Origin of the sequence: Ferrimonas balearica DSM 9799 (assembly GCF_000148645.1) — a bacterium.
Classification (GTDB): domain Bacteria; phylum Pseudomonadota; class Gammaproteobacteria; order Enterobacterales; family Shewanellaceae; genus Ferrimonas; species Ferrimonas balearica.
In genome coordinates this window covers 1,617,633-1,630,375 of sequence record NC_014541.1, presented here as the reverse complement: position 1 = coordinate 1,630,375, position 12,743 = coordinate 1,617,633, and the positions used below count along the sequence as shown (strand labels likewise).

The 12,743-nt window shown below is 59.0% G+C and carries 13 protein-coding genes; 3 read left to right on the top strand and 10 right to left on the bottom strand.

All coding sequences use genetic code 11. The annotated features are described in order from the left end of the window. Nucleotides 1–57 precede the first annotated feature (57 nt). Complete coding sequence (locus tag FBAL_RS20235; RefSeq protein ID WP_171814255.1) at nucleotides 58–450, bottom strand: hypothetical protein; 393 nt, start codon at nucleotides 448–450, stop codon at nucleotides 58–60. Between the two features lie 1,028 nt (nucleotides 451–1,478). Here FBAL_RS20235 and FBAL_RS20610 point away from each other — a divergent pair. Continuing rightward, complete coding sequence (locus FBAL_RS20610; RefSeq protein WP_013344963.1) at nucleotides 1,479–1,982, top strand: hypothetical protein; 504 nt, start codon at nucleotides 1,479–1,481, stop codon at nucleotides 1,980–1,982. 200 nt (nucleotides 1,983–2,182) lie between these two features. Here FBAL_RS20610 and FBAL_RS07380 read toward each other — a convergent pair whose 3' ends face one another. Together FBAL_RS07380 and focA are read right to left on the bottom strand one after the other, a co-directional pair. Then, nucleotides 2,183–2,656 (bottom strand): hypothetical protein, encoded by a 474-nt coding sequence (locus FBAL_RS07380; RefSeq protein WP_013344962.1) that lies wholly within the window; start codon nucleotides 2,654–2,656, stop codon nucleotides 2,183–2,185. 180 nt (nucleotides 2,657–2,836) lie between these two features. Continuing rightward, nucleotides 2,837–4,261, bottom strand: a complete 1,425-nt coding sequence (gene focA, locus FBAL_RS07375; RefSeq protein WP_013344961.1) for a formate transporter FocA — start codon at nucleotides 4,259–4,261, stop codon at nucleotides 2,837–2,839. A gap of 285 nt (nucleotides 4,262–4,546) precedes the next feature. Between focA and FBAL_RS07370 the strand changes: the two genes are divergently transcribed. Continuing rightward, nucleotides 4,547–5,452: a LysR substrate-binding domain-containing protein gene (locus tag FBAL_RS07370; protein ID WP_013344960.1), complete on the top strand. Its 906-nt coding sequence runs from the start codon at nucleotides 4,547–4,549 to the stop codon at nucleotides 5,450–5,452. Between the two features lie 33 nt (nucleotides 5,453–5,485). Here FBAL_RS07370 and FBAL_RS07365 read toward each other — a convergent pair whose 3' ends face one another. The 3 genes from FBAL_RS07365 to FBAL_RS07355 form a co-directional block, all read right to left on the bottom strand. Beyond that, a complete protein-coding gene (locus FBAL_RS07365; protein WP_280963747.1) occupies nucleotides 5,486–6,223 on the bottom strand; it encodes a formate/nitrite transporter family protein in 738 nt (245 codons plus the stop codon). Between the two features lie 134 nt (nucleotides 6,224–6,357). Next, a complete protein-coding gene (locus FBAL_RS07360; protein ID WP_013344958.1) occupies nucleotides 6,358–6,867 on the bottom strand; it encodes a DUF6942 family protein in 510 nt (169 codons plus the stop codon). Continuing rightward, a complete protein-coding gene (locus tag FBAL_RS07355) occupies nucleotides 6,867–7,364 on the bottom strand; it encodes a hotdog fold domain-containing protein (RefSeq protein ID WP_013344957.1) in 498 nt (165 codons plus the stop codon). The genes FBAL_RS07360 and FBAL_RS07355 overlap by 1 nt, the downstream gene beginning before the upstream one ends. A gap of 199 nt (nucleotides 7,365–7,563) precedes the next feature. Here FBAL_RS07355 and FBAL_RS07350 point away from each other — a divergent pair, with 199 nt between their 5' ends. Continuing rightward, nucleotides 7,564–8,670, top strand: coding sequence for a M14 family metallopeptidase (locus FBAL_RS07350; protein ID WP_013344956.1), 1,107 nt, complete (start codon nucleotides 7,564–7,566; stop codon nucleotides 8,668–8,670). A 4-nt stretch (nucleotides 8,671–8,674) separates the two neighbouring features. Here the strand turns inward: FBAL_RS07350 and FBAL_RS07345 are convergent, their stop codons facing one another. The 4 genes from FBAL_RS07345 to FBAL_RS07330 form a co-directional block, all read right to left on the bottom strand. After that, nucleotides 8,675–9,688 (bottom strand): M14 family metallopeptidase, encoded by a 1,014-nt coding sequence (locus FBAL_RS07345; RefSeq protein WP_013344955.1) that lies wholly within the window; start codon nucleotides 9,686–9,688, stop codon nucleotides 8,675–8,677. Further along, nucleotides 9,685–11,157, bottom strand: coding sequence for a glutamate-cysteine ligase family protein (locus tag FBAL_RS07340; protein WP_013344954.1), 1,473 nt, complete (start codon nucleotides 11,155–11,157; stop codon nucleotides 9,685–9,687). The genes FBAL_RS07345 and FBAL_RS07340 overlap by 4 nt, the downstream gene beginning before the upstream one ends. A gap of 140 nt (nucleotides 11,158–11,297) precedes the next feature. Further along, the gene (cysE, locus tag FBAL_RS07335) at nucleotides 11,298–12,101 is read right to left on the bottom strand and encodes a serine O-acetyltransferase (protein WP_013344953.1); all 804 of its coding nucleotides are present in this window, start codon (nucleotides 12,099–12,101) and stop codon (nucleotides 11,298–11,300) included. A gap of 180 nt (nucleotides 12,102–12,281) precedes the next feature. Then, nucleotides 12,282–12,698: a CBS domain-containing protein gene (locus FBAL_RS07330; RefSeq protein WP_013344952.1), complete on the bottom strand. Its 417-nt coding sequence runs from the start codon at nucleotides 12,696–12,698 to the stop codon at nucleotides 12,282–12,284. Between the last annotated feature and the right edge of the window lie 45 nt (nucleotides 12,699–12,743).

Here is a 12,743-nt window from a genome sequence, read left to right as displayed (position 1 = left end):
CTTGCGCCTGATGAACTGCCGTTATATCTGGTGATTTAATGGCGATCTGAGTTTAGGCTAATCATTCCAGCCGGGGTGATCAGTCAGTGGATACTTTCTTTTGAAATGAGATGGAACCTTCTTTAGGTTAATGGTTCTGTAGTCTGCTTGACAATGAATTACTCCATACTCTCTCAGCATACCTTCTGCGTAAGCGATCAAATAACCCTTTTCTTGACTATTAAGACGTTTTGACTTCTTCGCTTTCTCAATAGCAGCTTTCAACGAGCTTATTGCGCCATCTCGATTACAGTGCATGTACTCGATAAAACCCCTTAGTAGACAATACTCCAGGTCTGCCTTACCTCCTGATGTTTCCATCTCAATCAAGACTGATTTGGCTTCATCATATCTTCTAAGACCTGAAAGCTCGACTGCCTTAACCCAAAGTTTTGAGTAGTTATATGACATGGCAATGCTTCTGAAGATGTTCAATCACTTCCTCCCTGTTCTATCCAAAGCCGTTGAACAACTAGTTGCCATCGTCACTCAACTTTCGACGTTTTTCATGGCCATCAAAATCCGGATTAAAGATAAGATAAACAACGAAGAACAACCAAAGAATAAAAGGGATCCCTGCCGATACTATTAATGCCCGAACAGCCACTTCAGACGCACTTCCTTGGACGCCTCCTAATACCGCCTGGACCAGAATGACAATACCTATCATGCATGACGCTCCGAATGAGAGTCTTAGTGCTCTCTTCGGAATTGACTTATCCCACATAAACCCCGTTCCTCAGGAAATTTCCAACCATAACGCTGTTGTCAGGCATACTTAAGTCTTCTTTCTACCTGCTTAATCAGCTTTCTTATGCCTGGATTGTCCGGACGACACTTTAGCTTAACCAACTCTTGCTCTAAATCATGACGCATTCGAATTCCTGAACTGAATTTTCTGCACTCGGACTGCCTTGATTGGAGTGCAAGGTCAGATTCAAGTCTCTTCCATTCTTTAACCTTATGCTTCGGAGGCACCGGTATCTTGTAGCCAAGGTACCTGAGGGAACCTCTGCACTGCGGACATACCGCTCTGCCAACAAATCGCGAAGATTTCCTGTTCGTTATCCGACAAGTGAAGCAGACCCAGTTACGATTACTCATCGAGTTTCCCTAACGCCACAATAACCAACATCGCTTATTTCATTCTGCGGTACGAACGTATTCATGCCTGAAAAGCGATGACCAACGTAACAAGCCAATATTGCTAAATCAATGCAGTAGCCTTAGATGCAGGGTGGCTTGCCTGATACACCTGACAGGAGTTGAAATCGCCTTTCCTTAAGTGGGTGTTCTGATAAACCCTGTTAAGCCCTTATCACTCGAATCCACATGGTTTCCTTGGACCACAGGCCAACGCTACGCCAAACCCACCCTCTCCTTCTGAAAGATCCGCGAATCACTAGGGACTCTCGCCGACCCGTGGTAAAAGAGCGCCTGTGTTTACGGTGCCGGACGGCACCTTGCTGGATTCACTGAAGAACAACGAGATGACCGAACAAGAACAACAGCAGTACTTCGCCCTTGCCGCTAAGCATCAGCGGCTGGAGCGTCTCTATATGGGCTCAAAAATCGGCGCAGGGAAAAAGTTTGACCGGGTCGTTAGCATGGCGATGATGCTGGGCGCCATCGCGGCGTATCTGCTGGGGCAAGGGAATATCCCGATGATGCTGCTGTACGGCACCCTTATCGTGATTGGGGTGCACCTGGCCGGCAGCCTGTTCCGTCGCCTGTTGTCGCGCACCATGAATCCACTCTTTGACGAGGTGCTGAAAGGGGGCAAGCTGGCCCACGATATGGGCTGGAATGCGGGGATGAACGGTGAATCTGCTGAGACCTGCCCTTTTGTGCCGGAGCAGCCGGGCCAGGCCCGCTATGCGAAACAGTGGATGGATGGACACCGCCGCGCCCTCTACCGCCTGCGTCAATCCCCTGCGGCCTGATTGCGCCACGTCTGACCCAATGCAAAAGGGGCCAACTGGCCCCTTTACGCTTTAAACCAAAGCGGTTGCGCCACTTTGTTCCCGGTGCTTTCACCCAATGCTTTCACCCTGACCTTTCAGCTCCGCCAGGGCATCTGGTCAGCGACGGGTTCTGCTGCTCGTCGTTTCATATCCGCTCACAAAGTAGAAACGGCCGACGCTTACATGGTCATCGCTTCAATACTGGCTTTAGCCGCCACCACAGACGACGAACCGGATTGCACTGAGACAGGTTTGATGAAAGAGGGCGAATCGACCTCCGTGAATGACGCTTCAACAGCGTATCGATAGTCACCGTCATCTTGCGAAATGGTGAGCACATTGCCCTTCAGTTCAGCCGAACTGCCTAAACCGAACTCCAGGGTGAAAGCACTTTTGATAAACACGTCATCTTCGTTGTGGCTCACGCTACAGGCTTTCACATTGAAGCTATCCGCGATGCATCCTTCCACCATATCCACCAGATCGAACAGGGGAATGTCATTTTCTGTCGGTATGAAATGAAGGTAAGGCGTAACGATGCGGCCATCCGTTAACCTGACATCGAGATACTGTTCATCCAAGGAATAACCGACGACATCCGCTTGCCTGATTTTTGATTCAACCTCGAATCGAAAACACTTTACCTGAATCACTGTCTGCTTTGTCCCGATGGCGGTATCCGTTGGGGATACGCCTTGAATCTGTTCTGCGCATTATCAAGGAACCGAATAGGGAATTCACCTGCTCGGTACTGGAAACTGATGCCGGACTGATCTCATCCCCCCAACGCCAAAAGGGGCCACCCGGCCCCTTTTCTGATCTTACCGTGGCAGTTACGCCACCTCTTTCTCGCTGCTCTCGTCCTGCTCTTTCTGCTCCACCAGGGTGCCGGTCACCAGGGCCAGCAGCTTGCGCTTCTCGACCACACCGATCACACGCCCTTCCTGCATCACCACAGCAATGGCGTTACCGGCCGGGGTGGCATCCTTGGCGCGCTGTTCCAGGCTGCCGATGTTGTAGCTGGTCAGGTAGCCACCGTCGTTCACCGGGTACATCTTGGCTTCGTCCACCGCCATGCGGCAGGCCAGCTTGGTGATGCGCTCATCGGCTTCCACGATAAAGGCCACCGGCTGCATCGCCTGTTCGACCGGCACAAACTGGGTGTCTTCAAAGTTGGCCAGGTAGCAAGCCTGCAGCAGGTCCTGCTCGTCCACCAGGCCAATCGGCTCACCGGCTTTCACCACCAGGGCGGCGCCACGGCCACGGGCCATCAGTTGGGCGGTGACTTCGGCCACGTTGGCCTCCGGGGCCACCAGCAGCGGTTGGGTATCGGCCAGGTCGGCGGCGGTCATTTGGGACAGAGGCTTGGTCATGGTTGGGACTCCTTGCAGTGCAGTCGAATTCGTTTCAATCGGATCGCGTTGGCCATGGATCCACCAATGGAACAAGCCAACAAACAGGCCGCCACCCAGCACGTTGCCGAGGGTGACAGGGATAAGGTTGTGAACAATGAAGTTGCCTACGGTCAGGTGGGCAAACTGGGCAGGGTCGGCGCCGACGGCACTCCAGAACCCGGCGTCCGCCAGCTGGAAAATCGCAATCCCCAACGGCACCAGGAACAGGTTGGCGATGGAGTGCTCAAAGCCTGCGCTGACGAACATCGCCACCGGCAGGATCACCAGGGCCGCTTTCGCCGCCGCGTTGTCGGTGGCAAAGGTCATCCAGACCCCAAGGCACACCAGCAGGTTACACAGGGCACCCAGCGCCACGGCCTGGGCAAAGGTGTGCTCCAGTTTGTGGCTGGCCACGGACATCACTTTCAGGCCCCACTGGCCACCCAGCAGGTCCGGTTGTCCGGCCATCAGCAGCAGCGCCACCAGACTCAGAGCGCCCACGATGTTGCCCGCGTAGATGCGGCCCCAGTGCGCCAGCATGCGAGTGCCTGACAAGCGGCCTGAAGCCCAGGGCACCACGGTCAGCACCGTGCTGGTAAACAGCTCAGCACCGCCCACCACCACCAGGATCAAACCCAGGCTGAACACCAGGCCACCCAGCAGACGGCTGATGCCCCAGGGCATATCGCCAGCGCCGGTCACCACGGTGATGTAGAAGGTAAAGGCGATACCGATGTAGATGCCGGCCAGAACCGCGAGAGAGAACGCCACCCGGGTCGGCTTGCTGGCTTTGGCCAGTGCTGCCTTCTCGGCCGCCATCAACAGCGGGTCGCCCTTGGGCTTTTCCGCCACCAGGCTCAGCATGGACACCCCTCCTGATGCACGCTTGCTGTGCGCGCGGTTGGATTTTTCATTGCAATGCTCCTTAGGTCACAGGTTGCCGGAACCACTCCGGACGCCATTCACGTTACGAGCCAATGGGGAGAAAAAAAATTTGATTCTTTTGCTATGCCCTATCAGTTGAGCTGATGACCGGGTGCACAGTTTTGTAGTGGGGAAATGGGCCATTACTCCCGCTTGTGGCATGATCTTTTGGCCCGCATCCCGTTGAAGCAGGCTCAAACCCACAAAAGAGCTCACTGGCCCAAAATGAAATACACCCTGAAACAGTTGATGGTATTTGACGCAATCGCCACCCTGGGCAGCGTCAGTCAGGCCGCCGACAAGCTGGCGCTGACCCAGTCTGCAACCAGCATGTCGCTGTCACAGCTGGAGAAGATGCTGGGCCAGCCGCTGTTCGAACGCATTGGAAAACGGATGATTTTGACCCATTGGGGTCAATGGCTGCGGCCCAAGGCGCGGGCGCTGATCAGCGATGCCCGCCAGATTGAGCTGGGCTTTGCCGGGCAGCATCTGTTGAGTGGGGAGATCCGTCTGGGCGCCAGCCAGACCGGTGCTGAGCACCTGGTGCCGGAGCTTATCAGTCGAATTGATAATGACTTTCCGGAGATCCACGTCAAAGTGGACGTAGCCAATACCGAGGCGGTGATTGAGGGTGTGGTGAAGCATCGCTTCCAGTTGGGGGTGATTGAGGGGCGCTGCGATGACGCCCGCATCGCCCAGCACACCTGGTGTAATGACCACCTGGCGCTGGTGGCGGGAAAGCATCACCCCTATGCCCAACTGGACCGCATCAGCCTGACCCAACTGGAGCAGGCCAAATGGGTGCTGCGTGAGCGCGGCGCCGGTACGCGGGCGATCTTCGACTCCGCCCTGCATGGGCTTATCGAAAATCTGAATGTACGCCATGAATATGAGCAGGTCAGCGTGCTGCGTGCACTGGTGGCCAAAGGCAGCTACCTGAGCTGCCTGCCCTATCTTGAGGTGGAAGCGGCAGTGGCTCGGGGCGAACTGGTGTGCCTGAACGTACCGGAACTGAATATGGAGCGTCGCCTCTCCTTTATCTGGCGCGCCGACAGTGCGCCGCACCCGCTGCGCGACTGCCTGATGGCGGAGGCCCGCCATATCCAGAAGCGCCGCTCGCTGCGCCCCTGATTGCCCCTGAATGCCGGGTCGTCTGGCCCGGCTTTAACGATCCTCGTCCAACGACTCCAGCCACAGCGCGTCGTCACTGCCCCGGTCCAGCCACAGGTTGATCAGCCCCACCACACCGCCGCCGCCCACCAGGTTGCCCAGCAGGACTGGCATCAGGTTGTTGCAGACCAGGTTTGTTACGGTGAGGCTGGCAAAGACACTGGGATCACAGGAGGCCATTTGCCAGAACGGCTCCGGGGCCCCCTGCAATACTACCAGGCCAAACGGCACCAGCAGCAGGTTCACCATCACGTGTTCGATGCCGGTATTGAGGAACAACCAGATCGGGGCGACCAGTGTCATCAATTTTAGTGATGGTTGATCCGCGATACGGCTCAGCCAGATCGCCAGGCACAACCCCAAGTTGCTGAGCGCTCCCAATGCCACCAGTTCCCAAAACCCGTAGGACAGTTTTTCCTTTGCGACATGGAGCGCTTCCTCGCCCCACTGACCCTCTTGCCACAGTGCGCCGCTCAATAAGTGCACACCGATAAGCGCAAGAGCGATCCCCAACAGGTTGCCTACCACTATCTGGACACGCTGCCACATCAGGGTTTGCGTACCCAGAGAGACGGTACTGGTGGCGATTTCGCCTCCCAGCACCATGGAGCCGCTCAACAGGGTGGCAAACGCCAGTGCCAGCCATTGCATCCCGATGCCCTGATGTTCCAGTTCGCCGCCACTGGCCACATAGAGGCTGGCGCAGAGGCCAGCGGTGAGCATGGTCAACATGGCAAGAAGGAGAGGGTGGGCGTGGGAAGTGCGACGACCGGACAGCATAACAACAGCGAAAACGAAAAAAGGTGCGGCATTCTACTGGCTTGTGCGAGCCATGCCCACCCGGGAATCGAAATCGGTTATCAAGTTCAGTGATGGAGGGATCGCATCAAAGTCACCAAAGTGTCGATGCGCGCATTGGTCAGTTGTCGGTAGTCAAAATAGGGACAGACAATGGTGCGGTTGTCTGGACTGACGGCGAAGTGGGCGTCGAGCCAGCACAAGGGGATACCAGCCCGCCCCGTCGCCGCCAGTCCAAAGCTTTTGCCCATCAGGATCTGCAGCCCCTCCGGGGTGGGTTGTGGATCAGAGAACAGCAAGGCAGTGTCACTGTCGGGCTGCAACAGCGCGCCGTCGCGGTAATCCTGCCATCGGCTCCAGCGCCGTGCCGCAACGGGCCGGTCCGGCAGCGCCCACACCAGCTTGGCGTAAACGCTGAAGAGTTTGCGCCAGCCGTTACCCCCGGCCTGGCTGATGCGGGCGATGTCGCCATCGAGCAGCGGCATCACCCCATCGGGTTCGGTAAAGGGCATCAGCGGCGGGCGGTTGCCCATATGCACCCGTAAGCGGGCGTTGCTGCAGCCCAGCCCCTCCACCATCAGGCCGCCTTAGCCCGGGCCGGCTTTTCGCTGACCCAGAGGCGAATGCGTCCGCGCACCACCTCAATGTCCTGATCGTCGTAAGCCACCACCTCAACATCGAGATCGCCGGGTTTCCAATCTTCCGGTTTGACCCGCGCCACACAGCGAATGTCGCTGCCCGCCTTGGCGGTGTAATCCAGTGACATGCCTTTCGGGATCCAACGCAGATGCTTGGGAATCGACGCTTCCGCCATCACCCCCATGGAGAGCTCCAGGCCGTTACAGATGGCGATCACGTGCATCGTACCGATGTGATTTTCCACCGCACGGCGCTTTTTGATGATGCACTCACAGCGGTTCGGTTCGAGGGCAGTAATGGTGGCGCCCACGGTTTTGAAATAGGGCGCCTTGGCGGCCAGCGCCCGACTGAACAGCCAACCGCCCAGCGGTTTGCTTTTCAGTTTGTGGTAGAGGCGCAGTACGTAATTATCGTGATGGGATTTGGCGTCCGACATAACATTCCTTGTGGCATTACTGGTCATACCTGTTGCGCCCCAGCTTACCCAAAGCCGTGATCAATGTCACAGGGAAAAGTGCCCTCGTGCTTTGTCAGCAATGCGGTGGGTTTGGGTTTCTGATCAAAGCCATCCGGATGGCCATTGCGCCACCTGCTGTGTTACAACTGGGCCACGCTTTCTCGAAATGGATCAAGGGATGATCACCACCACCCATCTTGATGTGGGCCAGCAGCCCAGTGGCGAGCTGGCTCGGGTGCCAGTAATTACCGTAGAGGGCCACCCCGGTGGCCCGACCGTTTATCTGCAGGCCAATATCCACGGCGCCGAAATCCAGGGCAATGCGGTACTGGAGCGCCTGCTCGCACTGTGTCGCGCCAACCGTCCCCGTGGCCGGCTGATTCTGGTGCCCATGGCCAACCCCATCGGCATCAACCAGAAGAGCGGCGAGTTTACCCTGGGCCGGTTTGATCCCATCAGTGGCGATAACTGGAACCGTCAGTACCATTTTGACAATGCCGACCTGGACGATTTCTGTCAGAGCCATCTGTCGTCGGACGACGCGACCCTTTGTGCCGCCTTCCGCCAGCGCCTCAAAGCCCAACTGGCCCGCCGGCTGGCCTCGCCCTGGGGCCTGAAAACCGGGCAACTGCTGGCCCTGCGGTTGCAACAGATGACGGTGGACGCCGATGTGGTGCTGGACCTGCACACCGGTCCCATCAGCGCCCGCCACCTGTATGTGCCGGACTACGCCCGGGCCAACGCCCACCGCTTTAATATCCCCCTCAATATCGTGATGCCCAGCGACTTTGGTGGCGCACTGGATGAGGCGGCCTTCAGCCCCTGGTGGCAGTTGTCACAACGGCTGGCCGCACTGGGGCGGGAACTGCCGATGCCGGTGGACGCGTTCACCCTGGAACTGGGCAGTCAGGAGAAGCTGGATGTAAACCAGGCGGAGCGGGATGCGGCGGGGATTGCCCGCTATCTGGAGAGTCAGGGCTGCTGGCCTGAGGGCACCCATAAGGTGGCGCCGGAGCCGCAGTATGCCTGTGCACTGGCGAACTACCGGGCGCTCTACAGCCCCTGCGCTGGCCAGATTGAGTATCTGGCACCGCTGGGTGAGCCGGTGCCCGCCGGCACGCCTGTCGCACGGATCTGGCACTATGAGCGGCTGGGTCAGGATGGGCCGCTGTATACCGAGGTCACGGTGCCCACGGACGCCATCCCGGTGCTGCATTTCGCCTCCGCCAATGTGCAGGAGGGTACCGAGCTGTATAAGTTCCTGACCCACACAGAAGCGCTGTAGCGAGTCACGCCTTGACCATATAAAAGAGGCAATCAGACAGGGCGATGCTGGGGTTGCTGGTGATCATAAACAGCTTGCCGGGTTGACGCAGACAGAGCCGCCCTTGCCGCTCAACAAACCACTGCTCCACCGCCAGCTCGCCCAGGCCATCGGACAGGCGCAGCGCCCCCAGCCCATCGGGACCGAGCCAACCCAGCTCGGTGCCGCCATCCAGCCAGCCGAAATTGCACTGTTCAATGTCCGGCGGCAACACAAGATCGCACCCGTCCACCGGACCAACGCCGTAATCGATGCGACAACCCGGCGCCAGCTGTACCCGCACCGGACGGTGCAGCACCTCCAGCGGCCAGGCCCCGCGGGGCTCATCCAGCAGCGGATCATCCGCCAGAAAACGCAACAGTCCAGCCCGCGCCACCTCGTCGGAGGCGGGGTCCATCGCACCGCCACACTCAATGGTGACAATGGGGGTTTGCGGGGTGGTCAGCTCCATCAGCGCTCCCAACCGTACCTGAGTGCGCAGCATCCGCTCTGTGAAGCGGCTGGCCAGGGCCCGGTGCGCCGGGGTGTCCGCCATGCTGACCGCAAAGCTGGGTCCACTGCCGGAGGTGTTGTGCAGATCGACCACCGCTTCCGGTTGCAGTGACCGGATGCGCTCAGCGATCGCATGTGCCAGCCCATACTCCCAGCCCAGTCCGGCCCGCCCGAAGCATCGATTCAGGTCCGGCCGGCCTGGCGCGTGACGATGGACAAAGCCGCCATCCAGTCGGGCCGCTTCAAGGTGGGCAATGCAGAAGTGGCTGGTTACGGCGCACTGGGGCGGGGACGCCATCAGGGTCCACAACGCTTTTAAACCGGAGGGTTCATTGCCGTGCAGCAGGGTCACCACCACCCGGTGGCGGGAGGGATCCCGCCCCGGCCAGGTCAGCCAGCAGGGGCGGGGCTGCGCCTTGACCCACTCCAGCAGGCCACGTTGGCGCTGGGCCTGCGTGGGCCATTGGGTATCAAACTCGATGCTCATGGACAGGGCCACTCCGTCACTGGTCGCCCCTCGATGCTGTGTTGGCGGTAGCGGGCAAACATCTCCGCCAGCGCCGCCTGTCGCCCCAGGGTCGACTCCAGCGCCTGCAGACATCCCAGTTGCCAGCGAGCACCATTCTGCCCCGCTGCCAGACGCGCCCGATGCACCTCCATCAGGCGCTGCGCTTCGACCGGGTCGATGCCCATCTCCTGCAACGCCGCCTCAGCCTGATCCAGCAGTGACGGCATCAACGCGTCCAGCGGCATCTCCCGAAGCACGCCGTCCTGATCCGGCCACAGCATGTCCGCCCCCAGCCCCGACTGACCAGCACGGTAGAAGTTGTACTCGGCAAACTCGAAGGGGATCTGATCCATCAGGCGATCAATCTGGGGCCGCAGGGCCGAGGCCAGCCCGATGGCCAGCGCGGCATTGGCCAGCATATCGATGGTGGTGGGCCCGGCCGGTAAGCTGCGCAGTTCGATGCGCAGGTGGCCGCCGTCGGCGTCATCATACACCGCCCGATTCCAGCTCCAGACGGTGCCCTGATGCAGGCGCAGCGCCTTCAGCGCCGGGCCACGGCCCGGCCGGTCCCCGCCATGTTCGTCACACTCCGGCAGCAACACCGGCATCAGGCTGATGCCCTGGCGGAACAGCTCAATGGCGCTGTGGCGCACATAGCCTTTGCCAAAGGAGACCCGGGCGGGGGGATTCCAGGTCATCCGGCACAGGTTGCGACAATCGATGGACTGTTTGAACAGCGGCAGCCGGGTTTCGTGCCAGAGTCGGTGGCCCATAAACAGCGGTGAGTTGGCCGCCAGTGCCAACACAAAGGGTGAGGCCAGTTGGACGGCGTTGTACCAGGAGGCGAACTCATCAGGACTGACCCTCAGATGAACCTGAAACGAGGTGTTGGCCCCCTCCAGAGTCATGTCATCGGTGCTCATCACCAGGCGGTCTTTGCCCTGGATGCAGATCTGAAAGGGGCCACCGCGGCGCTTGGAGAGGATCTCGGTCAGCGCATGATAGCGGGGGCTGTCCGTCATCGACGCTAGGCCAAAATCCTCCGCCACAAGGGTGGGCAAAATGCCGATGGGCGTCACCTCCAGCTGATGGGGTTTGATCAAGGATCGAAGGCTGGTCAGCCGCTCATCAATGCGCTGCCCCAGCCACTCAAATGGACGCCCCCGACATAGGGTGTAGGGGCAGTTGAATTCAAGGTTAAAGCGGTTGAGTTCTTCGGTCAGCAGGGGGTCTTTGGCCAGCGCCAGCACTTCCATATTGCGCCGCGCCGGTCGCCCCTTTGGGTCGGTCAGGTACAACTCCAGTTCCGCGCCGATGGTGCGGGGCCCAACACCCCAACCCGGTGTGTTGAGCAGCCCCTCCAGCGTTTCCATATCCGCTTTAATGCGTTGGACAAAGCGTTCATGGTCCTGCTCAGTAAAGGCCGTTTTTTGAATGTTTTGCCCCATGCATCCCCCTCGCTCCCTGAGTCGGCAACCCGGGAAAATGGTTACCGTTCTGAGTCTTAGTCTAGAAGCTGAGCAGCGATCAACGTTGTGTTGGATCAAAAAAGGCGGCCCCGGGCCGCCTGATGACTGTTGTGAAGGGCTCAGATCCCGGCGCCGATGTCGGCGCCGACACCCAGCAGACTCTGATCCATGGTGTCGCAGGGGGAGTCGCAGCCGGGTCGGCCAATGATCTTGGCGGGCACCCCCACCACGGTAACGTGGGGCGGTACCGGGTTGACCACCACGGAGCCAGCGCCGATCTTGGCGCCCTCGCCCACTTCGATATTGCCCAGCACCTTGGCCCCCGCGCCGATCATCACGCCACTGCGTACCTTGGGGTGACGGTCGCCGGATTCGTTGCCGGTGCCCCCGAGGGTGACCGACTGCAAAATGGAGACGTTGTCCTCAATCACGGCGGTCTCACCCACCACGATGCCGGTGGCGTGGTCGAACATCACCCCTTTACCGATGCGGGCAGCCGGGTGGATATCCACCCCATACACCTGAGAGTTGCGGCTTTGCAGGAACAGCGCCAGCTCCTCCCGGCCGTTGTGCCAGAGGTGATGGGCCAGACGGTGAGTCTGAATGGATTGGAAACCTTTGAGGTTGAGCAGCACCGAGAGGAAACTCTTGGCAGCCGGGTCGCGGTGGTACACCGCTTCCATATCGTGGGCGGCACAATTGATGATGTTGGGATCGGCGTGATACGCCCCCTCCAGCAACTCTCTCAGTACCATCGCCGACATCACTTCGTCAGCCATCTGGTTGGACAGGATAAAACTGAGTGCGCCGCCTAAACTGCGGTGGCTCAGAATGCAGGTGTGGACGTAACTGGTTAACAGCGGCTCACTGCGGGTGATCACCTCCGCTTCGCTGCGCAGTTGTTCCCAGACCCGATCTCTCATCGTCACTCTCCATGAACTTCGCTAACCCCTAATAGTAAGGGAAAGTCGCATCTGAATTGCAGATTTTCTTAACAACAAATCCGTGGGACTTATGCTTTTTTGTCAAAACGTGATCCCATTCGACCTACAACAACGGCGCGGTTTCCCGCGCCGTTGTGAGTAACCCGTCTGCGGCAGCGTTCAGACGGCGTGACGGAAACACACCTTCAGGTGGGTACCGATGGCCTGCAGCACCCGGCTGCGATCGATGATGCCAACAACCCGGCCGGATTCCACCACCGGATAGATCTTCGGCTTCTGCCCCAGCATCATCTCCGCCAGCGACAGCACCGAATCATCCGGCGTGGTGGACAGGACATCTGTGCGCATCACATCCTCGACCTTGGCAGTCAGGTCGCAGTGATAGGAGCTTTCCAGCAGCTTGGCCAGGCAGTCCTGCTCCGAGATAAAGCCCAACAGGTGTGACTCCGCATCTACTACGGGTGCCCCCGCCTGCCCTTTGGACAGCAGCATCTCAACGGCACTGGACAGTGGTGTGTCAGGCGTCAGCTTGACCGGGTGACGCTCCATATAATCAATGACTTTTACCGATTCCATCCTTCCCCCTAGTGGGCCAGTTGACTCCCTATAAAGGTAGTCGGC